We start from the raw sequence: 21,879 nt of genomic DNA on the forward strand, positions 1-21,879 counted from the left end.
GCTTCGCACGCCAAAAGACCGCAAAACCTACCAGTCCAGGATACTGAAATGCACCGTTACCGCAGCCATACCTGTGCCGCCCTCAAGAAGTCCGACGTCGGATCGACCGTCCGCCTGTCCGGCTGGGTGCATCGCGTGCGAGATCACGGCGGCGTGCTGTTCATCGACCTTCGCGACCATTACGGCATGACCCAGGTCGTCGCCGATCCGGACAGCCCTGCCTTTAAGACCGCCGAGATCGTCCGCGGCGAGTGGGTGATCCGCATCGACGGCCTCGTCAAGGCGCGCTCGGAAGATACCGTCAACAAGGGCATGGCGACCGGCGAGATCGAACTCTACGCCCAGGAGATCGAAGTGCTCTCCGCCGCCAAGGAATTGCCGCTGCCGGTGTTCGGCGAGCCGGACTATCCGGAAGACGTGCGCCTCAAGTACCGCTTCCTCGACCTGCGCCGCGAGACCCTGCACAGGAACATCGTCAAGCGCACCCAGATCATCTCCGACATGCGCCGCCGCATGGGCGAGATCGGTTTTGCCGAATATTCGACGCCGATCCTGACCGCTTCGTCCCCGGAAGGCGCGCGCGACTTCCTGGTGCCGAGCCGCATCCATGAAGGCAAGTTCTTCGCGCTGCCGCAGGCGCCGCAGCAGTACAAGCAGCTGCTGATGGTCGCTGGTTTCGACCGCTACTTCCAGATCGCCCCCTGCTTCCGCGACGAAGACCCGCGCGCCGACCGCCTGCCGGGTGAGTTCTACCAGCTCGACCTGGAAATGAGCTTCGTCACTCAGGAAGACGTCTGGAACACGATGGGTCCGGTCATGACCGGCGTGTTCGAACAGTTCGCCGAAGGCAAGCCGGTCACCAAGGACTGGCCGCGGATTCCCTATGACGTGGCGATCCGCAAATACGGTTCCGACAAGCCGGATCTGCGCAACCCGATCGAGATGCAGGCCGTCACCGAACACTTCGCCGGCTCCGGTTTCAAGGTGTTCGCGGGCATGATCGCCTCCAACCCGAAGGTCGAAGTCTGGGCGATCCCGGCCAAGACCGGTGGTAGCCGCGCCTTCTGCGACCGCATGAACGCCTGGGCGCAATCGACCGGCCAGCCGGGTCTCGGCTACATCTTCTGGCGCAAGGAAGGCGACAAGCTCGAAGGCGCCGGCCCGCTCGCCAAGAACATCGGCGAGGAGCGCACCGAAGCGATCCGCACCCAGCTCGGCCTCGATGACGGCGACGCCTGCTTCTTCGTCGCCGGCGATCCGGCCAAGTTCTACAAGTTCGCAGGCGAAGCCCGCACCCGCGCCGGCGAGGAACTGAACCTTGTCGATCGCGACCGTTTCGAGATGTGCTGGATCGTCGACTTCCCGTTCTACGAATGGAGCGAGGAAGAAAAGAAGCTCGATTTCGCCCATAACCCGTTCTCGATGCCGCAGGGCGGCATTGAGGCGCTGGAAAACCAGGATCCGCTGACGATCAAGGCCTACCAGTATGACGCGGTGTGCAACGGCTTCGAAATCGCCTCCGGCTCGATCCGCAACCAGTCGCCGGAACTGATGGTCAAGGCCTTCGAAAAGGTCGGCCTCAGCCAGGCGGATGTCGAGGACCGGTTCGGCGGCATGTACCGCGCCTTCCAGTACGGCGCGCCTCCGCATGGCGGCGCGGCTTTCGGCATCGACCGTATCGTCATGCTGCTTGTCGGCGCCAAGAACCTGCGCGAAGTGACGCTGTTCCCGATGAACCAGCAGGCGCAGGACCTTTTGATGGGTGCCCCGTCGCCGGCAACGCCGCAGCAGCTGCGCGAACTCGCGATCCGCGTCGTGCCGACGCCGAAGAAGGACTGAGTATTTCGGACGCTGAACTGAAAAAGCCCGGCCAAGCGCCGGGCTTTTTGATTCAATCTCTGAGCTCGACTTTGTACATTAAGTGGTGAAGCAAAATGCCTGTGTCATGCATGTGAGCCGACTTGGTGGGATTTTATGAATATGCGGGTCTGATGGGCAGTCGATAAATGTCCTGGCTCCACAAAACCATGCGGACCGCTCCGGTGGCATCGGAGAAGGTAAAATCTGTTTTCTTGGATCAAGCTGCGGAAGCGACGTGGACGGCAACGTTGCCCGATCTCAGACAGCAGCGGCATAGTTCGATCATCGCTCGATAAGGTGACAACCTCATGCCCCGCTCACTGACACATGGTTTATGTGACAACGCTTGGATGCGCAGCGATTCTGCGCCGTAACGTGGGCCGCTGGTCAAGTTTCGACCGTGGGCGTATAATCCTTCACGCGTGCAGGTTCAGTCCGATAGCGCCGTTCCTCACGTGGGCATCCGTTGTGATCGTTGTTGTCTGTGACAAGAATGGAGAGGAATTGTTATGGCACATTTTCATGTGATCGCGGGAGGCGCCAGGAAGGTGGCCTATCCCACCGTGCGGCGCATCAATGTGGCAGATGTCTTCACCTCGCTACGTCAGGGGTTGGATGATTTCTGGACCAAGCCGTCGCACTACGTCTTTCTCTGCCTGATCTATCCTGTGGCCGGCGTGGTCCTCGCGTATTGGACATCCGGCGCCAATGCGCTGCCGCTGCTGTTTCCGCTGATGTCAGGCTTTGCCCTGGTCGGTCCGATAGCGGCGCTCGGTCTTTATGAAATCAGTCGCCGGCGTGAGCTTGGCCTCGACACCTCCTGGCAGCATGCGCTCGAAATCAGGCATTCCCCGGCGGTCCCGGCAATCCTTGCCATCGGCCTTCTGCTGGCGGTGATTTTTATCCTGTGGCTTCTGACGGCGCAGTCGCTGTATGTCAGCCTGTTCGGGCCGGGACGGCCGGAATCGCTGATGACATTCTTAAACGAGGTGTTCTCGACGAGCAGGGGTTGGCAACTGATCCTCTACGGCAATGCCGTCGGCTTCCTCTTTGCTGTGGCCGTGCTTAGCACCACAGTTGTCGCATTTCCGTTGCTTCTTGATCGTGATACCGGCGCGGCGGCAGCGGTTTATACTTCGATGAAAGCCTTTGCAGGCAATCCCTTGGAGATCATGCTCTGGGGCCTCATCGTGGCGGTGCTTCTGGTCGTCGGTTTTGTGATGTTCTTTGCCGGTCTGGCTATCGTGATCCCTGTGCTTGGCCACGCGACCTGGCATCTGTATCGCAAGGTCGTTGAACCGGAAACCGGCTTGGGGAGCAGCAGCGGCAGGTAGGTCGGAAAATAGGCTTCGGCACTGCCGGTCAAGGGCCAGTGCCGAAGAAGGCGAGTCGGGTGAAGATTGTATAGTCGGCCTCCGATACCATCAGCGCGACGAAAACCAGCACCAGCAGCGGCGGCAGCAGGATGGCGTAGACGAGCGCCAGCCGTTCCCAGGCCATGTGCATGAAGACGGCAACGATCAGCCCGGCTTTCAGCATCATGAAGAGCAGGATCAGCGTCCATCTGAGATAACCCTGGAAGCCGAGATAATCGACCATGTAGGAAAAGGCGCTGAGCACGAAGAGCAGGCCCCAGACGAAGAGGTAGAGCCGGATCGGATGCTGCTGTCCGGTTTGGAGCTGCTGTCCAACTTGGATGTGTGTATGCGCCGTTGTCTCGTTCATGACGACCTCACCACAGATAGAAGAATGCGAAGATGAAGACCCAGACCAGGTCGACGAAGTGCCAGTAGAGGCCCATGATCTCGACGGCCTCGTAGCGGCCTCTCCGGCTGGTGAAGAAGCCGCGCCGTTCCTGGTCGAAATCGCCCCGCCAGACCTTGCGGGCGACGATGAGGAGGAAGATGACGCCGATCGTGACGTGGGTGCCGTGAAAGCCGGTGATCATGAAGAAGGTCGATCCGAACTGGGCCGCCCCCCAGGGGTTTTCCCAGGGGCGGACGCCTTCGGTGATCAGCTTCGTCCATTCGAAGGCCTGCATGCCGACGAAGCATGCCCCGAGAAGCGCCGTCAGCAGCATCAGCATCGCGGTCCTGTGGCGTTCGCGGCGATAGCCGAAATTGACCGCCATCGCCATGGTGCCGCTGCTCGAGATCAGCACGAAGGTCATGATTGCGATCAGGATCAGCGGCACGTCTTGGCCGCCGATATGCAGCGCGAAGACCTCGCTCGGATTGGGCCAGGCGACCGGCGTCGACATGCGGGCGGTCATGTAGGCGATCAGGAAACAGCCGAAGACGAAGGTGTCGCTGAGCAGAAAGATCCACATCATCGCCTTGCCCCAGGAGGCGGTCTTGAAGGCGCGCTGATCCGAACTGAAATCGGCAGCGACTCCGCGCAGGCCCGCCGGCCTGAGGTCTGGCTCGCCATGTGTCCCGATAGTCTGTGCCATCTGCAAATCTCCTGGTTCGGCCCCTAGGTCAGCAATGTGCGGCAGAGATCGACAAAATCATTCGCCCACCCGGCAAAGAGCGAAAAGAGCAGGAGCCAGACGGCGAGCATGAAATGCGAATAGATGGCGGATAGATCGATGCTGAGGCGCAGCCTGTCTGGCTGAACGTCACTCGCGAATGCCCTGACCGTCGTGTGAGCGAGGACAGCGAGCCCGCCGAGGATATGCAGGCCGTGCAGGCCGGTGAGCATATAGAAGAAGCTGTTGGCGGGATTGTCAGCCAGCACGTAACCGGCCGCCGTCAGTTCCCGCCATGCCTGGACCTGTCCGACGAGAAAGAAGACGGCAAGGGCAAAGGCGGCAGAAAGCACCGGCCGCAGGCTTTCCATGCGGCCGTGCTCCGCTTCTCTTTTCGCCCATTGCAGCGCGACACTGCTCAAGGCGAGTGCCGCGGTGTTGACCCAGAGCAGCCGGGGAACGGGTGTGGCCCACCAATCCGCTGACGCCATGCGCATGAAATAGGCGCTGACGGCAAGGCTGAAGAGTGCGCCGACGACGCCGAGGAACACGAAGAGGCCGATTTTCACCGCCGGCACGGGCGGCTGTTGCCGATCGGCGCCGTGATGATCCGGCAGCTGCACGGACCCGGTTTCGAGCCAGGGTTTCGAGGTCAGCCGCTGTCCGGAAAGCCACCAGACGATGATGGCGCCGATGACGGCAAGGAAGATCAGCGTGACGTTCATGCCGGAACCTCCCGTGTGACGCCGCCGCTTGCCGGCACTGTCTGCGGAATGAAGTCCTCGGCCGCTCCCGGCACGCTGTAATCATAGGCCCAGCGGTAGACCACCGGCAGTTCCTTGCCCCAGTTGCCGTGCGCGGGCGGCGTCTGCGGCGTCTGCCATTCGAGCGTCGTTGCGCGCCATGGATTGCCGCCTGCCTCCCTGCCGCGGAAAAGGCTCCAAACCAGATTGAACAGGAAAACCATCTGCGCGGCCCCGACGATCAGCGCCATGACCGTTATGAAGATGTTCAGCGTATGGGCCGAAGGCGGAACGAAGGCCGTCTCTCCCATCTCGAAGTAGCGGCGCGGCACGCCGAGCAGGCCAAGGTAATGCATCGGGAAGAAGATCGCGTAGGTGCCAAGGAAGGTGGTCCAGAAGTGGATCTGGCCGAGCGTCTCGTTCAGCATGCGTCCTGTCACCTTCGGATACCAGTGATAGATCGCCCCGAAGATGACGAGGATCGGCGCCACGCCCATGACCATGTGGAAATGCGCGACGACGAACATCGTATCCGACAGAGGCACGTCGACGACGACGTTGCCGAGGAACAGGCCGGTCAGGCCGCCATTGACGAAGGTGACGATGAAGGCGAGCGCAAAGAGCATCGGCAGCGTCAGGTGGATGTCGCCGCGCCACAGCGTCAGCACCCAGTTGTAGACCTTGATCGCCGTCGGGATGGCGATGATCAGCGTCGTAGTGGCGAAGAAGAAACCGAAGGCCGGGTTCATGCCGCTGACATACATGTGGTGCGCCCAGACGATGAAGCTGAGCGCGCCGATGATGACGATCGCCCAGACCATCATGCGGTAGCCGAAGATGTTCTTGCGCGCGTGCGTGCTGATCAGATCCGAGACGATGCCGAAGGCCGGCAGCGCGACGATATAGACCTCCGGATGCCCGAAGAACCAGAACAGGTGCTGGAACAGGATCGGGCTGCCGCCGCCATGCTGCAGCTGCTCGCCCATTTCGACGATGGCCGGCATGAAGAAGCTCGTGCCGAGCAGGCGGTCGAACAGCATCATGACGCAGGCTACGAACAGGGCAGGGAAGGCGAGCAGCGCCATCACGGTGGCGGTGAAGATGCCCCAGACGGTGAGCGGCATGCGCATCAGCGTCATGCCGCGCGCGCGTCCCTGCAGCACGGTTACCACATAGTTCAGGCCTCCCATGGTGAAGCCGATGATGAAGACGATCAGCGAGGTGAGCATGAGGAGGATGCCCCAGTCCTTGCCACCAGGCGTGCCTGACAGAACGGCCTGCGGGGGATAGAGCGTCCAGCCGGCCCCTGTCGGTCCGCCGGGGGCGAAAAAACCCGCGGCAAGGATCAGTACGGCCAGCAGATAGATCCAGTAGCTCAGCATGTTCGCATAGGGGAACACCATGTCTCGCGCGCCGACCATCAGCGGAATGAGGTAGTTGCCGAAGCCGCCGAGAAACAGCGCGGTCAGCAGATAGATCACCATGATCATGCCGTGCATGGTGATGAACTGATAATAGTGGTCGGCATCGATGAAGGCGAAATAACCGGGAAAGGCAAGCTGCAGCCGCATCAGCCAGGAGAGCACCAGCGCCACAAGACCGATCGAGATGGCGGTGACCGAATATTGCACGGCGATGATCTTGGCATCCTGGCTGAACACATATTTCGTCCACCAGCTTTTCGGATGATAAAGCTCGACATCCTCGACTTCGGCGGACGGGATGGCGCCTGCGCTGCCGGATGGAATCTCGACCATGATGTCTCTTCCCTTTCCTTCCGATGCTGCCTGAAACCGCTTCGCTGGTTCAGTTTGCCGGCGGCGGCTCTCCCGATGACGCCATAAGCTGGGTGAATGTCTGCTGCTGCCCGAGCCAGGTCTGATAGTCCGCCGCTTCGTCGACGACGACGGTCCCGCGCATTTGCGCATGGCCGATGCCGCAGAGCTCGGCACAGAGAATCTCGAAGCTTCCCGTCCGCGTCGGCGTGAACCAGAAATAGGTGATCATGCCGGGGATCATGTCCATCTTGGCGCGGAATTCCGGCACGTAGAAATCGTGGAGGACATCGACGGAGCGCAGCAATATGCGCACCGGCTTGCCGATCGGCAGATGCAGCTCGCCGCCCTCGATGATCACGTCGTCGAGGCCACTTGCGTCGTTCTTGTTCAGGCCGAGCGGATTGTCGGGGCTCACGTCGCGCGTTTCTGCGCGCCCGAGCTTTCCGTCCGCGCCCGGCAGGCGGAAGCTCCACAGCCACTGTTGGCTGACGACCTCGACCGGCACGGCATCGTCAGGCACCGTAATGAACTGGTTCCATACCACCAGGCCGGGCGCCAGCATCGCCGCGACGCCGACCGCCGTTCCTCCCGCCAGCAGCACCTCCAGCCTACGGTTCTCCGGCTCATAGGCCGCGCGGTTGCCTGGTCTGTGCCGGAAGCGGAAGACGCAATAGGCCATGAACGAAACCACCGCCACGAAGACGATGCCGGTGATCCAGAAGGTGATGACAAGCGTGCTGTCGATATAGTTCCAGTTGGAGGCGATCGGCGTCCACCACCACGGGCTCAGCACATGGAACAGCACGGAGCCGACAACAATCATGACGAGAATCAGCACAACAGCCATCTCCGCCCCTCCCTGAGCGACCGACCGTGAAACCGCATTCCGCGAAAATACCGGGTTATTATCGCACGAATGGAAAAGATGGGCAATTACTGCAATTTAGGCATGTCCAGCCGGTGGTCTCTCGGCCGGTTACTGGGAATATTGCTTCAGATAGGCGATGAGATTGGTGATCTCCTGCTCGTCCTTCACGCCGACGAAGGCCATCTTGGTGCCCTTCACCTTCGCTTTTGGATTGTGCAGATAGTCGCGCAGTGTCGCCTCGTCCCAGACGAGGCCGCCGTCTCCGGCCTCTTTCATCCCGGTCGAATAGGCGAAATTGGGATGCGTTCCGGCCTTTCGGCCGAACAGCTTGTTCAGCGACGGACCGACCTTGTTCGTATCGGAATCGACGATATGACAGGTCGCACATTTCTTGAAAACGGTGGCGCCCGCCGTTGCGTCACCTTCCTGAGCCTGGGCATCAAGTGACGAAACGGCGACGATGGACGCGCCGATCCACAGAACAACACGATAGGTCATGGCAAACCTCATCCTCCTCAAGGTTGCCCAATCGCCACATCATCCACCGTCATCTTCGCGCGGATATGTTTGCGACCACTAAAAGAGTAGTCCTCCGGGGTGGCAAGTCAACCGGGGCCAAGATCAGTCCGCATGGTTTTGTGGAGCCAGGACATTTATCGACAATGCCCGTCAGACCCGGATATTCATAAAGTTCCACCAAGTCGGCTCACACGCATGACACAGGCAATTTGCTTCGCCGCATAATGTACAAAGTCGAGCGGAGGATGCCCGCCTTAAAGGTCGGCGGCGACAGCCTTTTTCAGGTCGAGCGTGAATTGGCCCCACATGCCTTCGAGCGTGGTATTGGTCAGGCCCACAAGCGTGACCTTCCTTGCCGGATCGATGAACCAATGGTGGCCGTAGACGCCGCCCCATTGCAGCGAGCCGGGGGAAACCGGCAGGCCTGCCTTTGCGGGATCGCGCACGATCGCCCACCCGAAACCGAAGCCGAAGCCCGGCCGTGCCGGTTCGAGAAGATCGCCGATCTGGTTGGTCATCATCGCCTTGACGGTTTTTTCCGAAAGCAGCGGCGCGCCGCCCTTGCGGATAGTCTCTAGCACGGTGAACACGTCGGACGCGGTCCCTGCCATGCCGCCGCCGCCGGAGTGGAAGGAGTCCGGGTTGAAGATCCGGTCCGGCACGAACGTTACCGAGCCATCGAGGGCTCGCACCCTTTCCGTCTCGCCCATCCGCTTCGGTTCCGGCGAATCGTCGGCGTAAGGTGCCGCAAGCCGGCTGCGGTCGGTGACGGAAAAGCCGGTATCGGAAAGGCCGAGCGGCCGCATCACCAGCTCAGTAACGGCCTCGCCGAGGCGCTTGCCGGTTTCCTTCTCGATGACGCCGCCGATGACGTCCATGGAGACGGAATATTGCCAGCCGGTGCCAGGCGCGAAAAGCAGCGGCACGGAAGCGATTCGCCGCAGGTTCTCCGCGAGCGAGAGGCCCGGCTGATCAAGGCCGTCGGAAACGCCGGCGCGGACATAGGGACCATCTTCCAGGTGGAAACCATAGCTGAGGCCAGAGGTGTGGGTGAGGAGATGGCGGATCAGGATCGCCGGTTCCGAGCCGTCTTCGAGGCGCGGCCGGAAATCCGGCAGCCATTTCGTCACGGGATCGTCGAGGCCGATGCGGCCCTGTTCGATCAGCCGCATGGCGGCGATGGTGACGATCGGCTTGGTTATCGAGGCGAGGCGGAAGATCGTGTCCTCGCTGGCCTTCAGGCCCGCTTCCCGGTCCGCCAATCCTGCGGCGCGGCGGTAGACGATTTCGCCATCCCTGGCGACCATCACGACCGTGCCAACAAGCCGTTTTGCGGCGAGGGCATCATCGATCACTGCCTCAATCGTGGGGCAAGGTGTTCGGTTCGAGTGACTGATCGGCAAATTCATGTGGCAAAACCTCCGCTAAAGACGCCTTTATCTAGGGTCGCCCCTGAGGGGGACGACCCGACGGGCGACAAAATATTGGACGACTTGGTTGAAGACGATCGCCTGGACGGCGGAACGGATCGGTTTCACATCCTGAATCAGTCGGCTACCGGAGCTCGACGGAGGATTTCGGCGGCAAGCCCGGACGGTATGGAATACAAACCTCTCGCCATGATACATCTGCCGATGTCTGGTTGTCGGTCCCCGCCTCGTCATCGCAATCTTGTCGCTTGTGCCTGCCTGCGGCGTCAACACGTCGGCCCTGGCTTTCCCGTGAGTCGAGCGAATGGGGGAACCATATCCGTGCGCTCGTGTTGTTAGGGCAGCAGAAGCACAGGGAGAAAAAGACATGCGCAAGACCCTACTGGCCGCCTCGGCGGTCCTGATCGCCCTCTCAGGCGGAGCTTACGCCCAGACGACGATCGTCACCCAGGATCCGGTCACCACCAGTTCGACGGTCGTTCTGCCCGGCGAAGTTCGCACCTACGTCATGGAGCAGAAGGTTCCGTCAGTTTCCTACCAGGGAGAGATCGCTGTCGGCGCGGCCCTGCCGGAAACGGTCGAGGTCCACACGGTGGATGGTTACGACGACTACGCTTACACGGTCGTCAACGATCGACGCGTCATCGTCAATCCGCAGACCCGGACAGTCATCCAGGTTCTGGAATAGTTTCATCTGGCTCTTTCGAGCAACAGAAAAACCGGCGATCGCTCGCCGGTTTTTTTTGTTCGCGGACCCGGGGCCTCAGTCGTTGGCGGTGACCTTGACGCCGAGGACCTTCGGCAGCGTATTCGGCGCGCCCATCGCGGCGCCTACGATCATCGGGAAGGGGACGGCATCGGCCGGTTCCGCAGTGATCGTCAAGCTGCCGGGCTTGTCGAGATAGGTGTTGACCGCGGCGCTCACCATGTTTTGCAGTTCCGGCACATTGTACTGCGCCAGCATCATCGGCGTCATGCCCTTCAGCATCTGCGCCATGGCTTCGCCCGTGGTGCCCTGGCTCTTTCCGGCGTAGTCGAGCGCCTTCTTGGTGATGCCGGCGTCCTCGAAGCGGATCTCGGCGCTGTTGAAGGTCAGGCGCTGCATCAGGCCGAGCATCGCAAGGCCGGCGGCCTGCTGGGCCTCTTCCTTGTTCGGATTGGCTTCCATCGCCTTGGCCGTTTCGTTCGCCGACTTGATGAAGTCGAGCGTGTAGCCGGACATGCTGAAGGCGAGGTTGAGGCGGCCGACCTTGGCGAAATCCAGCGCGTATTCGTCGATATCGAGCGTGCCGTCCTTGAGGGTCCAGGCGCCGGACATGGCGACCTTGCCGTCAAGCGAGGTGATGCCGAGCTGCTTAAGCGTGTCCTTGGCCTGCGCGTCCTCGACGAGGCTGAGGTCGCTCTTGATGCCGTTGACCTGGAGGTCGAAGCCGACGGAGGAATTGTCGTCTGCGACCTCGGTGGTGACGTTCGCCTCGTCGACCGTGAAGGCCGGCTTGCCGTCAACGGTGGCCGCTATCTTTCCGACATGGGCTTCGTCGTAGAGCAGGATCGCATCGAGGCCGTCGCCGGTCGCCTTGGCCGGCACGGTGAGGCCGCTAATCGAGATATCGGAGGCGGTAAAGGTGGTCTTGTCCTCCGCAACGTTGATATTGTCGAATGTGACTTTCTCGACCGTGTAGCCGCCGTTATCCTCTTCGACGCCCTCGAACTTGACGGTGCCGAGCGGCAGGCTCTGCTTGCCGGCTTCGACCACCAGTTTGGCATTGGTGAGTGTCACGTCCGAACCGCTGACGGTAGTCTTTTCCGCCGAGAAGCCGGCGGCGCCCTGGATCGCGAGCACGTTGTTGATCTTGGCGACAAGATCATTGCCGTCGAGCGCAAAGGCCGGGCCGGCGAAAGTCGAAAGCGCTGCGCCGGCGAGCAGAAGCCGGGCCTTGGTGGAATATTGCATCGGATTTCCTCCTGGCGGGCAGTGGTCCGGCCCGCGATCGTTTAGGGTTTGTCGATAGTTCGGTCTGCTTGTTCGCGGCACCTTATAGGCAAGCCGGGTAAAAGGTTTATGGCTGTGTTCCACATTCCTTTCGTCAAAATTGCGGCTGACGAATCAGGGTAAATCAAACACTGATTTCAGCTTGGGAAAAGCCTTCATCCACAGGCTGTCGCCGGTACTTTCTTGCCGAGAATCGGGCTTTCCGCTAGTCAAGGCCCATGGGAAAAAATCTGACACCACCCGGCGGCGACGGCGGCGACAATATCCTGCCGGTCGATCTGAAAGCAGCGCTCGAAGAGCGTTACCTCGCCTATGCGCTTTCCACCATCATGCACCGCGCGCTGCCGGACGTGCGCGACGGCCTGAAACCCGTCCACCGCCGCATCGTCTACGCGATGAGCGAGATGGGCCTGCGCCCCAACGCCGCTTTCCGCAAGTGCGCCAAGATCGTCGGCGAGGTGATGGGTAACTTCCACCCGCACGGTGACCAGTCGATCTACGATGCGCTGGCACGCCTTGCGCAGGATTTCTCGCAGCGTTATCCGCTCGTCAACGGCCAGGGCAATTTCGGCAATATCGACGGCGATAGCCCGGCGGCGATGCGTTACACCGAATCGAAGATGACGGCGGTTTCCGAACTGCTGCTCGAGGGCATCGACCAGGACGCGGTGGATTTCCGCGACACCTACGACGAATCGAATTCGGAACCGGTCGTATTGCCCGGCGCGTTCCCGAATCTGCTCGCCAACGGCACGTCGGGCATTGCGGTCGGCATGGCGACGTCGATCCCGCCGCACAATGTCCATGAACTCTGCGATGCCGCGCTGCACCTGATCAAGAACCCGGCGGCGAGTGTCGAGGATCTGATGGCGGATCCGGCCGAGCCGGCCAAGGGTGGCATCGAAGGTCCGGATCTGCCGACCGGCGGCATCATCATCGACAGCCGAGAGTCGATCGTCGAGGCCTACAAGACCGGCCGCGGCGGTTTTCGCGTCCGCGCCCGCTGGATCATCGAGGATCTCGGCCGCGGCGGCTACCAGATCGTCGTCACCGAAATCCCGTTCCAGGTGCAGAAGTCCAGGCTGATCGAAAAGATCGCCGAACTGCTACTTGCCCGCAAGCTGCCGCTTCTCGAAGACGTACGCGACGAATCGGCTGAAGACGTTCGCGTCGTTCTGGTGCCGAAGAGCCGCACGGTCGATGCGACCCTGCTGATGGAATCGCTGTTCAAGCTTTCCGAGCTGGAAACCCGCCTGCCGCTCAACATGAACGTGCTCTCCATGGGCCGCGTGCCCAAGGTGATGGCGCTCAACGAAGTGCTGCTGGAATGGCTGGCGCATCGCCGCGACGTGCTGGTGCGCCGCTCGCGCTTCCGGCTGGCCGCGATCGACAGGCGCCTGGAAATCCTCGGCGGCCTCTTGATCGCCTACCTCAATATCGACGAGGTGATCCGCATCATCCGCGAGGAGGACGAGCCGAAGCCTGTGATGATGGAGCGCTGGTCGCTCTCCGACATCCAGGTCGAGGCGATCCTCAATATGCGGCTTCGCGCCTTGCGCAAGCTGGAAGAAATCGAGATCCGCACCGAGCACGAGAACCTTACCAAGGAGAAGGCGGATATCGAGGCGCTGCTTGCCTCCGAGGACAAGCAGTGGCGGGTGATCGAGCACGAGATACAGGACGTCCGCAAGAATTTCGCCAAGGGCCGCGGCAAGCCCTATGCGCGCCTGACCACCTTCGCCGATGCGCCGGATGCCGATATCGACGCCATCAACCAGGCGATGATCGAAAAGGAACCGATCACCGTCGTCGTCTCGCAGAAGGGGTGGATCCGCGCGCTGAAGGGCCACATCTCGGATACCTCGACGCTCACCTTCAAGGAGGGCGACGGGCCGAAGATCGCCTTCACCGCGCAGACCACCGACAAGCTGCTGCTCGTCACGACGGGCGGCAAGGTCTATACGCTCGGCGCCGACAAGCTGCCGGGCGGCCGCGGCCATGGCGAGCCGATCCGCATCATCGTTGACATGGAGAACGACCAGGACATCCTGACTGCCTTCGTCCACGATCCGCAGCGCAAGCTGATCCTCGCGTCGACTGCGGGCAACGGTTTTGTAGTGGCCGAAAGCGAGATGATCGCCAATACCCGCAAGGGCAAGCAGATCATGAACGTCGCCATGCCCGACGAGGCGAAGCTGGTCGTGCCGGTCTCGGGGGATCACGTCGCCGTCGTCGGCGAGAACCGCAAGCTGCTGGTCTTCCCGCTGACCCAATTGCCGGAAATGACCCGCGGCAAGGGCGTGCGCCTGCAGCGCTACAAGGACGGCGGCATTTCCGACATCCGCTGCTTCACCATGGCCGACGGCCTTTCCTGGGAAGACAGCGCCGGCCGTTCGTTCACCCGCAACAAGGACGAACTGCTGGAATGGATCGCCGACCGTGCCACCGCCGGCCGCGCCGTTCCGAAGGGCTTTCCGCGAAGCGGGAAGTTTGCCGGGTAATCAGGGACTGATAGGGGGCGTCGCGAGATAGTCGCGGCGCGCAACCCGCCGCATCTGCCATGCGGAATAACCGATCAGCGCCAGCACGAGGATCGAGCCGCCGAGAAGGGTGCGGGCGGAGGGGATTTCGGAAAAGATCAGCCAGACCCAGATCGGTGCGAGGATGGTTTCGAGCAGGTAGAACATGCCGACTTCGGGGCCGGAGAGATATTTAGGGCCGGTTGCCAGGCACCAGAAGGCGAGCGGCATCATGATCGCGCCGTCGAACAGAACCCAGACGGGGTCCGCGACTGAAAAGCCGCCCGTACCGGCCAGCGAAGATGCGCCGACCAGGGAAAGTCCGATCGTTGCAGGGATGATGGTCGCGACCAGCGGCACGAAACCCATGTCGATGCGGGCCGTCCGGCTGAGCGTGATCGCCAGCGCCAGAAGCAGCGAGGCGGTTGCCGCCAAGACGTCCCCGAAGATGTGCCCGCCGGCAAGGCCACCCGAGACGATCAGGCCGACGCCCGCAAACATCACCAGCATGGTGACGAGCGTCGAGGGTGAGGGCCGTTCTTTCAGGACCAGCCAGCCTAGAAGGGCGGCATACATGGGTGTGAAGGCGACGATGAACACGACATTGGCGGTTGCCGTGTTGAAGACTGCGCCGAGGAAGGCGATCGTCGAAATGCCGTAACAGAAGCCTGCGGCAAGGCCCGCCTTGCCGGGGATCAGCACCGGGCGGCTGGTGCCGAAGCGGCGGACGAGCAGCCACAGCACGATGGCGGCGACAAAGGTCGCCGTGCTCCGTACCGCCACCGTCGACCACATCTCGCCATGCCCGAGACGCACGAGCGGCACGTCGAAGGAGAGCGCAAGCCCGCCGATTGCGGTGAGCACGAGGCCCTTTTTATGATCGTTCATGGGGATGATTTCAGATGTCCGTGGTGGGATCGAAGATTTCCCAGCCGCGCGGCGTCAGGTGTTCCTGGGGCAGGAAGCGGGTCTTGTAGCCCATCTTCGCCGAACCCTTCACCCAATAACCGAGATAGACATGCGGCAGGCCGAGCGTTCTGGTGCGGGCGATGTGGTCGAGTATCATGAACGTGCCGAGCGAGCGCTTTTCATACTCGGGATTGAAGAAGGAATAGACCATCGAAAGGCCGTCGCTCATCATGTCGGTGAGCGCGACGGCAAGCAGTTCGCCCTTCGGCTCGGCGCTGATGCCGGAGCCAGGCTCGCGGCGGCGGTACTCGATGATCCGGGTGTTGACATGCGTGTCCTCGACCATGATCGCATAGTCGAGCGCCGACATGTCCGACATGCCGCCCCGCTGATGGCGGTCATCGAGATAGCGGCGGAAGAGCGAGAACTGTTCGGTCGAGGGCTGCGCGGGGTAGACCGTGGCGATCACGTCGCGATTGGTGGCGAGAACCCGTTTCATCGAGCGCACGGGTTCGAATTCGTGAGCGAGGATGCGCACGGAAATGCACGCACGGCATGATTCGCAGGCCGGCCGATAGGCGATGTTCTGCGAACGGCGGAAACCGCCCTGGGTCAGTAGGTCGTTCATCTCGGCGGCGCGAGAGCCTACCAGGTGAGTGAAGACCTTTCGCTCCATTTCACCCGAGAGATAGGGACAAACTGCCGGGGCCGTCAGGTAGAACTGCGGTGAGGGCGTTGCCTGGGTGTTCATTGCGTCGTGGCAGTCCGGTCTCTATGATCGTAAATGTCATACCATGGCGCATAAAAGCAAAACGTCAACCACATGCTGCGACGCTCAGCCGGCTTGCACCATAAACTTTTGGCCAGTAGCGTGATCGTTACGAGGTGCGCACGACGATCGTGCCGAGCAACAGGTCGTGCACGAGGCGCGAACGCTCGATGAACAAACCTGCGAGCAGGATGAGCGGCGTCAGCACCGAATTGATGATCCAGAAAATCACCGTATGGGCCATGGCGGTCAGGAAATCCATCCGCCGGCCGTCGAGCCGCACCATGGCGAGCCCCATGGCGCGCATGCCGGGCGAGGCCTGGGCCGTGCCGCCGAGCGTCATCCCGAAATAGAGAAGCGCGACGATCACGAACAGGACCGGATAGAGCATGAAGCCGAGGCCGAGCGTGATGATGCCGAGGAAGAACACGACAACCGCAGCCGGAATGCACAGCAAGAGCACGATCACATAGTCGATGATGAAGGCGAACACCCGGCGCGAAAGAACGCCGCTATAGGCGCGCCAATCGTCCGGTGCGGCATAGGTCGGGTTCGGGTCGAGGCTCATCGTTTCAACATCTCCTGTTTCTCGCACATTGATATGGGAAGAAACCGCCTCTGCAACAAGACTTATCCGTTTTTCGCCAGCTTCTTCGCTACGTCCATCGCAAAATAGGAAAGAATGCCGTCACAGCCGGCGCGTTTGAAACAGAGCAGCGTCTCCATCATGATCCGGTCGCCGTCGATCCAGCCGTTCATCGCCGCCGCCTTGATCTGGGTGTATTCCCCGGAAACCTGGTAGGCGAAGACGGGCAGGCCGAACGCTTCCTTGATGCGCCAGCAGATGTCGAGATAGGCGATGCCGGGCTTGACCATCAGCATGTCGGCGCCTTCCTCGACGTCGAGAGCCGCGTCGCGGAGAGCTTCGGTGCCGTTGGCCGGCGAGATGTAATAGCTGTTCTTGTCGCCCTTCAACAGGCCGCTGGTGTTGATCGCCTCGCGATAAGGGCCGTAGAAGCCGGACGAAAATTTTGTCGCATAGGACATGATGCCGACATCCTGGTGGCCGGCGGCGTCGAGCCCGCGGCGGATGGCGCCGATACGACCGTCCATCATTTCCGACGGCGCGATGATGTCGGCGCCGGCATCCGCCTGCATGACGGCGGCGCGGACGATCTGGTCGACCGTCTCGTCGTTGACGATGACGCCGTTCCGGAGGATCCCGTCATGGCCGTGGCTGGTGAACGGATCGAGCGCCACGTCGGTGACGATGCCGATATTTGGCACCGCTTTCTTGAAAGCGGCAGTCGCCTGGTTGATCAGGTTGTTGGCGACCAGGCTGTTGGAGCCGGTCTCGTCGCGCAATTCCATCTCGATATCGGGGAAGGTGGCGATCGCCGGAATGCCGAGACCGGCGGCTTCCTTCACCGCCTCGACCGCCTTGTCGACGCTCATGCGGTTGACGCCGGGCATGGCGGCGATCGGATCGACGATGCCGGTGCCGGGAACGATGAAGATCGGCCAGATCAGGTCGTCCACCGTCAGCCGGTTCTCCTGTACCAGCCTGCGCGTCCAGTCGGCCTTGCGGTTGCGCCGCATGCGGCGGTGGCCGGTGATTTCGTCGACCAGATGCGTCCTGTCCATGGCAAAGTCTCCAACTTCTCTTCCCATGCGCGGGTCATTATCATGCAGCACGCCATTTGCGAATGGGAACGATCGCCGCAGCTGGGACCCGGATTAGATCCAGAGATCGTTTTGAGCAGTACGGTCGCCGCCCTCGCTGCCGGTGTTCAAAACGCCGCGCGGCTCGATAACCATCATCTTCACTTCCTTTTCGGCGAACGGCTTGTGCTGCACGCCCTTCGGCACGACGAACATTTCGCCCGGGCCGACGTGAACGCTGCCATCGCGGAAGTCGATCCGCAACTGGCCTTCGATGACGATGAAGGCTTCATCCGTTTCCGGATGATCGTGCCAGATGAAATCGCCTTCGATACGGACGAGCTTGAACTGGTAGTCGTTCATTTCGGCGACGACGCGCTGCTGCCAGAGGTCGGGTATCCGTGCGAGCTTCTCGGCGAGGTTTATCGGCGTATGTGAAAAGTTCCGATCGGTCATGCCTTCTCCTTTGATTTGGCGGCAAACCCTATCAGGGCAACGCGCAAGGCTCTTGAACGATCGTGCAGACGACAGGCCGGTACTGGCGGTCGGCGACCGTGGCGGCTAGTGTAGCCCCATGGAACCCGATTCACTCACGGTGCCGAAGCGCACGCTGACCGAAATTCTCTACGTCGTCTTCCTCAGGCTGGTCGCAGTCGCCTGTTTCTGGTTCGGCCTGCAATATTGGGCGATGCTGGTCGGCTATTCGCTGAAGGGCCTGGCCCGCTTCGATCTGTTGTCACTTCCCTGGAAGGTGGCGGCGTCTTCGCTTGCCGTGCTGTTTCCGGTCGCCTCGCTCGGCCTCTGGCTCACCGTGTCCTGGGGGCCTGTGCTCTGGGCGATTGCCGCAATCTCGCAGGTGTCGATGTATATCGTCTGGCCGGAGATCTTCGGACACAACCGTCTCGTTCCCCTCATGCACGGCCTCGTCGCCGCGCTTTACGTCGTATTTCGGCTCTCCTTATGGATCGAGGCGCGCCGCAAGGCGGAGCGGGTAAGGATTGATTCACCCTGAAATTAAAGCTTTGACGGCCGGATTTGACCGAGAATTCTCTGTTAAGTCATTGATTTATTTTAAATCTGCGTGGCGGCGTTTCCGGTCGGTGACGTGCCGAAGGAATTCAGCGGAACGCGTTAAGCGCTTGTTAAGCCTATGTTTTAAGTCGAATTTTATGCGTATTGGATAGTGTCTGTCTCAAGGCGGGAAGAAAACAAACACCGCCAAACAAAACAGGATGAGGCAGTCATGATGAACACGAAACTGAAGCCGCAGGCGGCACCGGCAGTAGCAGATCCGCATGAAGAAACCATTCGCGCCCTCTACATGGAGTCGCTGCATCTGGTCGAACGCCTGCACCGCCGCCTTCTCGATGTGATCAAGGACGAGTTCGACCGCCAGGGTCGCGACGACGTCAACGCCGTCCAGGCGCTCCTGCTGTTCAACATCGGCAATTCGGAACTGACGGCCGGTGAACTGCGCTCCCGCGGTTATTACCTCGGCTCCAACGTCTCCTACAACGTCAAGAAGCTGGTCGATCTCGGCTTCATCAACCACCAGCGCTCGCGCATCGACCGCCGCTCGGTCCGCATCAGCCTGACGCCGGAAGGCCAGGAGATCGCCGAGGCCGTCGGCAAGCTCTACGAGCGCCATATCGGCTCGATCGAAAAGGTCGGCGGCATCGGCGAGGGCGAGTTCTCCCAGATGAACAAGTTGCTCCAGCGCCTCGACCGCTTCTGGAACGACCAGATCCTTTACCGCCTTTAATCCACCGGGGGCTTGCGAAACACTCCATTACCTCCAGTCATGCGGTGCTACGCAAAAGCGTAACGGGACGTCGGAAGACGTGCCGTTACGCTTGTTTGCGTGCCGGTTGCGTAGCGCTTCTGGCGGATACGGCCCTATCGCTGGGCCAGCAGGGCGCGGCCGGCGTTTCTGATGGTGAGTGCCGAGTCCGCCATCTGCGCAATCAAGCCGGCGGTCATCGCTGCGGCGAGTGTCTCTGTATAGTCTTCGCCCTGCAGACCGTGCTTTTTGCAGTAATTCTGGACGGCTCCTCGTGTGGAGGTCGGCGAGACGCCAAATTTGTTGTTCTGGAAAGCATTGACAATAATTTGGTACTTTTCGTCCAGGGTCACGGTAGCTCTCCAATGGGTGATGTACGGGGTGCGTACCAGTATGGAGCCCGGGTAGATAGACAAATTCTGCCATGAGCGTCGGAAATACGTTCCGATACGTCCGTTTGCGCCGGGATATCTGCCTATAACGTCGCCGCCACAACCCGGCGAATTTCAGTTGTCATGCCCGCAAACATCGAGGAGAGGTCGAGCCAGCCGTCAGGTCTGCGGCCTGTCACCTTTTCGGGCCACCCGCAGACGCCGTCCTGTTCGACATAGCCGACGCATTGCGGTGCGGTCTCATCGCGAAAATGCAGGACGACCAGCTTTCCAGGCTCAAGCGCTTCGATCGGGTACCAGTTCAAATCTCAAATTCCTCATTAATGAGGGATAATTTTTAGCCAGTCCGCTTGCCCCAGGCTTACGGCTCTTGCGTTCGGTAAAGGGGCTGATGTCCAAGCGACTTGAGCGGTTTTTATCAAACGCGGATCTCGACCGACCATCTCGCACGTCCGGGATCGCTTGCGGTCCGCGGTGTGGCCTATATGCCGCGTGAAAAAATCACGTGCCAACACGGCTTTGTGACGCGCAAGTACCTGACACGAATTGGCCATATTGCTATGGGACCGGCTGGATGCAACGGGCCGGCGGGAATTCGCGCTTTCATGACATTGCGATGACGACGAACCCCTAAGCGGCTGCGCTAACTTTTTGCGCGTTCTTAACCATATCCCTGTAGGCGTCTCTGATGCTGCTCGGATGAGATGGGTATAATTGATGTCGAAGAAGATCGGATCTGAAGCTCTTTCCCGCCGTGCTTTGCTTCGCACGGCCGTCTCTGCAGGCGCCGCAGCGCTTGCAGCGCCTGCATTCGCCCAGACGGCGATGGACGATCTGATCAATGCGCCGCGCCGCGGCACCTGGGACGACCAGTTCGATGCCAAGGCCGCATCGCGCACCGCCGTCAACGTCGTTTCCAACAATCCGGTGCTCGGTCCCGGCGGACCGGCGAACATCCAGCAGGCAATCGTCGACTACCAGCAGATTGTCGCCAATGGCGGCTGGCCCGAGGTCAATCCCGGCCAGCAGCGCCTGCGCCTCGGCGTCGTCGATCCTTCCGTCCAGCAGTTGCGCCAGCGTCTGATGATTTCAGGCGACCTGCCGCGCGAGGCGGGCATGTCGTCTTCGTTCGACTCTTACGTCGACGGCGCGGTGAAGCGTTTCCAGGCCCGCCACGGCCTGCCCTCCGACGGCGTGATGGGCGAGTTCACCGTCAAGGCGATGAACATCTCCGCCGACGTGCGCCTGCGTCAGCTGGGGACCAATCTGGTGCGCCTGCAGTCCATGTCCGGCGACCTCGGCCCGCGTTACGTCATGGTCAATATTCCGGCCGCTTATATCGAGGCGGTGGAGAACGACCGCGTGGCACTGCGCACCAATGCCGTTGTCGGCCGCATCGACCGTCCGACCCACGCCATCAATTCGAAGATCTACGAGGTCATCCTCAACCCCTATTGGACTGCGCCGCGCTCGATCGTCGAGAAGGACATCGTGCCGCTGATGCGCAAGGACCCGACCTATCTGACGCGCAACAACATCCGCCTGATCGACGGCAAGGGCAACGAGGTTGCGCCGGAAACGGTCGACTGGTTCGCGCCGAAGGCGCCGAACTTCATGTTCCGGCAGGACCCGGGCAAGATCAACGCGATGGCCTCGACGAAGATCAATTTCCACAATCCGAACAACGAATACATGCACGACACGCCCCAGCAGGGCCTGTTTAACAAGCTGATGCGCTTCGAGTCCTCGGGCTGCATGCGCGTCCAGAACGTCCGCGACCTCATTACCTGGCTTCTGCGCGACACGACCGGCTGGTCGCGCCAGGAGATCGAACGGGTGATCTCGACGCGCCAGAACAACCCGATCAAGCTTGCCGTGGAAGTTCCGGTCTATATCGTCTACATCACCGCCTGGTCGGCGAAGGACCGTGTCGTTCAGTTCCGTGACGACATCTACGAGCGTGACGGCAACCAGGAACTGGCACTGCAGACGACCACCGGCATCGAAAAGCCGGCCGGCGCTGCCGACGACGATCTGCTGCCGCAATAAGAACCGACCTCATCTTCCGTTTACGGGAAGCCGCATCTGCCAAGGGTGCGGCTTTTTCGTTTCCAGGAGCATCTCCGCGTCTTCCGACGCGCAAATGTCGTTCTGCGTATTGCCCTGCGGGAGGCGGAACGCTAAGAC

22 protein-coding genes are annotated in these 21,879 nt (G+C 61.1%); 7 read left to right on the forward strand and 15 right to left on the reverse strand.

What is annotated here, in order from left to right:
* The first annotated feature begins 48 nt into the window (after positions 1 to 48).
* The gene (gene aspS, locus J2857_RS17460; RefSeq protein WP_210011343.1) at positions 49 to 1,839 is read left to right on the forward strand and encodes an aspartate--tRNA ligase; all 1,791 of its coding nucleotides are present in this window, start codon (positions 49 to 51) and stop codon (positions 1,837 to 1,839) included.
* 530 nt (positions 1,840 to 2,369) lie between these two features.
* On the forward strand, positions 2,370 to 3,194 hold the full coding sequence (locus tag J2857_RS17465; protein WP_210011344.1) for a DUF2189 domain-containing protein: 825 nt from the start codon (positions 2,370 to 2,372) through the stop codon (positions 3,192 to 3,194).
* Positions 3,195 to 3,222: 28 nt separating this feature from the next.
* Here J2857_RS17465 and J2857_RS17470 read toward each other — a convergent pair whose 3' ends face one another.
* From J2857_RS17470 to J2857_RS17500, 7 genes are all read right to left on the reverse strand, one after another.
* On the reverse strand, positions 3,223 to 3,585 hold the full coding sequence (locus J2857_RS17470; RefSeq protein ID WP_210011345.1) for a cytochrome C oxidase subunit IV family protein: 363 nt from the start codon (positions 3,583 to 3,585) through the stop codon (positions 3,223 to 3,225).
* Positions 3,586 to 3,592: 7 nt separating this feature from the next.
* The gene (locus tag J2857_RS17475) at positions 3,593 to 4,312 is read right to left on the reverse strand and encodes a heme-copper oxidase subunit III family protein (RefSeq protein WP_007770184.1); all 720 of its coding nucleotides are present in this window, start codon (positions 4,310 to 4,312) and stop codon (positions 3,593 to 3,595) included.
* 23 nt (positions 4,313 to 4,335) lie between these two features.
* Positions 4,336 to 5,055 carry a cytochrome c oxidase subunit 3 gene (locus J2857_RS17480; protein ID WP_210011346.1) on the reverse strand — a complete coding sequence of 240 codons (720 nt, stop codon included), beginning with the start codon at positions 5,053 to 5,055 and terminating at the stop codon, positions 4,336 to 4,338.
* Positions 5,052 to 6,830 (reverse strand): cytochrome c oxidase subunit I, encoded by a 1,779-nt coding sequence (ctaD, locus tag J2857_RS17485; protein WP_210011347.1) that lies wholly within the window; start codon positions 6,828 to 6,830, stop codon positions 5,052 to 5,054. The genes J2857_RS17480 and ctaD overlap by 4 nt, the downstream gene beginning before the upstream one ends.
* A gap of 49 nt (positions 6,831 to 6,879) precedes the next feature.
* Positions 6,880 to 7,698, reverse strand: a complete 819-nt coding sequence (locus tag J2857_RS17490) for a cytochrome c oxidase subunit II (RefSeq protein WP_210011348.1) — start codon at positions 7,696 to 7,698, stop codon at positions 6,880 to 6,882.
* Positions 7,699 to 7,827: 129 nt separating this feature from the next.
* Entirely contained in the window at positions 7,828 to 8,217 is a 390-nt protein-coding gene (locus J2857_RS17495) for a c-type cytochrome (RefSeq protein ID WP_210011349.1), read from the reverse strand.
* A 275-nt stretch (positions 8,218 to 8,492) separates the two neighbouring features.
* Complete coding sequence (locus tag J2857_RS17500; RefSeq protein WP_210011350.1) at positions 8,493 to 9,647, reverse strand: serine hydrolase domain-containing protein; 1,155 nt, start codon at positions 9,645 to 9,647, stop codon at positions 8,493 to 8,495.
* 388 nt (positions 9,648 to 10,035) lie between these two features.
* Between J2857_RS17500 and J2857_RS17505 the strand changes: the two genes are divergently transcribed.
* A complete protein-coding gene (locus J2857_RS17505) occupies positions 10,036 to 10,356 on the forward strand; it encodes a DUF1236 domain-containing protein (RefSeq protein ID WP_210011351.1) in 321 nt (106 codons plus the stop codon).
* Between the two features lie 75 nt (positions 10,357 to 10,431).
* Here the strand turns inward: J2857_RS17505 and J2857_RS17510 are convergent, their stop codons facing one another.
* Entirely contained in the window at positions 10,432 to 11,622 is a 1,191-nt protein-coding gene (locus J2857_RS17510; protein ID WP_210011352.1) for a hypothetical protein, read from the reverse strand.
* A gap of 257 nt (positions 11,623 to 11,879) precedes the next feature.
* On the opposite strand from J2857_RS17510, the gene parC reads away from it, so the two are divergent.
* On the forward strand, positions 11,880 to 14,162 hold the full coding sequence (gene parC, locus J2857_RS17515; RefSeq protein WP_210011353.1) for a DNA topoisomerase IV subunit A: 2,283 nt from the start codon (positions 11,880 to 11,882) through the stop codon (positions 14,160 to 14,162).
* Here parC and J2857_RS17520 read toward each other — a convergent pair whose 3' ends face one another.
* The 5 genes from J2857_RS17520 to J2857_RS17540 form a co-directional block, all read right to left on the reverse strand.
* The gene (locus tag J2857_RS17520; RefSeq protein ID WP_210011354.1) at positions 14,163 to 15,068 is read right to left on the reverse strand and encodes a DMT family transporter; all 906 of its coding nucleotides are present in this window, start codon (positions 15,066 to 15,068) and stop codon (positions 14,163 to 14,165) included.
* 10 nt (positions 15,069 to 15,078) lie between these two features.
* Positions 15,079 to 15,840: an arginyltransferase gene (locus J2857_RS17525; RefSeq protein WP_210011355.1), complete on the reverse strand. Its 762-nt coding sequence runs from the start codon at positions 15,838 to 15,840 to the stop codon at positions 15,079 to 15,081.
* 127 nt (positions 15,841 to 15,967) lie between these two features.
* Entirely contained in the window at positions 15,968 to 16,426 is a 459-nt protein-coding gene (locus tag J2857_RS17530) for an RDD family protein (RefSeq protein ID WP_210011356.1), read from the reverse strand.
* 62 nt (positions 16,427 to 16,488) lie between these two features.
* Positions 16,489 to 17,502, reverse strand: a complete 1,014-nt coding sequence (gene hemB, locus J2857_RS17535; protein WP_210011357.1) for a porphobilinogen synthase — start codon at positions 17,500 to 17,502, stop codon at positions 16,489 to 16,491.
* 93 nt (positions 17,503 to 17,595) lie between these two features.
* Complete coding sequence (locus J2857_RS17540) at positions 17,596 to 17,976, reverse strand: cupin domain-containing protein (protein WP_210011358.1); 381 nt, start codon at positions 17,974 to 17,976, stop codon at positions 17,596 to 17,598.
* A gap of 118 nt (positions 17,977 to 18,094) precedes the next feature.
* Here J2857_RS17540 and J2857_RS17545 point away from each other — a divergent pair, with 118 nt between their 5' ends.
* Entirely contained in the window at positions 18,095 to 18,532 is a 438-nt protein-coding gene (locus J2857_RS17545; protein WP_210011359.1) for a DUF6163 family protein, read from the forward strand.
* Between the two features lie 234 nt (positions 18,533 to 18,766).
* Positions 18,767 to 19,282 (forward strand): transcriptional regulator LdtR, encoded by a 516-nt coding sequence (gene ldtR / locus J2857_RS17550; RefSeq protein ID WP_210011720.1) that lies wholly within the window; start codon positions 18,767 to 18,769, stop codon positions 19,280 to 19,282.
* Between the two features lie 134 nt (positions 19,283 to 19,416).
* Here ldtR and J2857_RS17555 read toward each other — a convergent pair whose 3' ends face one another.
* Both J2857_RS17555 and J2857_RS17560 read right to left on the reverse strand, forming a co-directional pair.
* Positions 19,417 to 19,653: a hypothetical protein gene (locus tag J2857_RS17555; RefSeq protein ID WP_210011360.1), complete on the reverse strand. Its 237-nt coding sequence runs from the start codon at positions 19,651 to 19,653 to the stop codon at positions 19,417 to 19,419.
* 122 nt (positions 19,654 to 19,775) lie between these two features.
* Complete coding sequence (locus tag J2857_RS17560) at positions 19,776 to 19,997, reverse strand: hypothetical protein (RefSeq protein WP_210011361.1); 222 nt, start codon at positions 19,995 to 19,997, stop codon at positions 19,776 to 19,778.
* A gap of 412 nt (positions 19,998 to 20,409) precedes the next feature.
* Here J2857_RS17560 and J2857_RS17565 point away from each other — a divergent pair, with 412 nt between their 5' ends.
* The gene (locus J2857_RS17565; protein ID WP_210011362.1) at positions 20,410 to 21,741 is read left to right on the forward strand and encodes a L,D-transpeptidase family protein; all 1,332 of its coding nucleotides are present in this window, start codon (positions 20,410 to 20,412) and stop codon (positions 21,739 to 21,741) included.
* The last annotated feature ends 138 nt before the right edge of the window (positions 21,742 to 21,879 follow it).

Origin of the sequence: Neorhizobium galegae (genome assembly GCF_017877055.1) — a bacterium.
Classification (GTDB): domain Bacteria; phylum Pseudomonadota; class Alphaproteobacteria; order Rhizobiales; family Rhizobiaceae; genus Neorhizobium; species Neorhizobium galegae_D.

What these genes read in the sequence shown, in the direction of transcription:
- ldtR (WP_210011720.1), top strand. Translation starts at nt 18,767, where the DNA reads ATGAACACGAAACTGAAGCCGCAGGCGGCACCGGCAGTAGCAGATCCG.
- ctaD (WP_210011347.1), bottom strand. Translation starts at nt 6,830, where the DNA reads ATGGTCGAGATTCCATCCGGCAGCGCAGGCGCCATCCCGTCCGCCGAA.
- J2857_RS17545 (WP_210011359.1), top strand. Translation starts at nt 18,095, where the DNA reads ATGGAACCCGATTCACTCACGGTGCCGAAGCGCACGCTGACCGAAATT.
- J2857_RS17540 (WP_210011358.1), bottom strand. Translation starts at nt 17,976, where the DNA reads ATGACCGATCGGAACTTTTCACATACGCCGATAAACCTCGCCGAGAAG.
- J2857_RS17520 (WP_210011354.1), bottom strand. Translation starts at nt 15,068, where the DNA reads ATGAACGATCATAAAAAGGGCCTCGTGCTCACCGCAATCGGCGGGCTT.
- J2857_RS17495 (WP_210011349.1), bottom strand. Translation starts at nt 8,217, where the DNA reads ATGACCTATCGTGTTGTTCTGTGGATCGGCGCGTCCATCGTCGCCGTT.
- parC (WP_210011353.1), top strand. Translation starts at nt 11,880, where the DNA reads ATGGGAAAAAATCTGACACCACCCGGCGGCGACGGCGGCGACAATATC.
- J2857_RS17565 (WP_210011362.1), top strand. Translation starts at nt 20,410, where the DNA reads ATGTCGAAGAAGATCGGATCTGAAGCTCTTTCCCGCCGTGCTTTGCTT.
- J2857_RS17530 (WP_210011356.1), bottom strand. Translation starts at nt 16,426, where the DNA reads ATGAGCCTCGACCCGAACCCGACCTATGCCGCACCGGACGATTGGCGC.
- J2857_RS17510 (WP_210011352.1), bottom strand. Translation starts at nt 11,622, where the DNA reads ATGCAATATTCCACCAAGGCCCGGCTTCTGCTCGCCGGCGCAGCGCTT.
- J2857_RS17465 (WP_210011344.1), top strand. Translation starts at nt 2,370, where the DNA reads ATGGCACATTTTCATGTGATCGCGGGAGGCGCCAGGAAGGTGGCCTAT.
- J2857_RS17475 (WP_007770184.1), bottom strand. Translation starts at nt 4,312, where the DNA reads ATGGCACAGACTATCGGGACACATGGCGAGCCAGACCTCAGGCCGGCG.
- J2857_RS17525 (WP_210011355.1), bottom strand. Translation starts at nt 15,840, where the DNA reads ATGAACACCCAGGCAACGCCCTCACCGCAGTTCTACCTGACGGCCCCG.
- J2857_RS17470 (WP_210011345.1), bottom strand. Translation starts at nt 3,585, where the DNA reads ATGAACGAGACAACGGCGCATACACACATCCAAGTTGGACAGCAGCTC.
- J2857_RS17505 (WP_210011351.1), top strand. Translation starts at nt 10,036, where the DNA reads ATGCGCAAGACCCTACTGGCCGCCTCGGCGGTCCTGATCGCCCTCTCA.
- J2857_RS17490 (WP_210011348.1), bottom strand. Translation starts at nt 7,698, where the DNA reads ATGGCTGTTGTGCTGATTCTCGTCATGATTGTTGTCGGCTCCGTGCTG.
- hemB (WP_210011357.1), bottom strand. Translation starts at nt 17,502, where the DNA reads ATGGACAGGACGCATCTGGTCGACGAAATCACCGGCCACCGCCGCATG.
- J2857_RS17500 (WP_210011350.1), bottom strand. Translation starts at nt 9,647, where the DNA reads ATGAATTTGCCGATCAGTCACTCGAACCGAACACCTTGCCCCACGATT.
- J2857_RS17480 (WP_210011346.1), bottom strand. Translation starts at nt 5,055, where the DNA reads ATGAACGTCACGCTGATCTTCCTTGCCGTCATCGGCGCCATCATCGTC.
- aspS (WP_210011343.1), top strand. Translation starts at nt 49, where the DNA reads ATGCACCGTTACCGCAGCCATACCTGTGCCGCCCTCAAGAAGTCCGAC.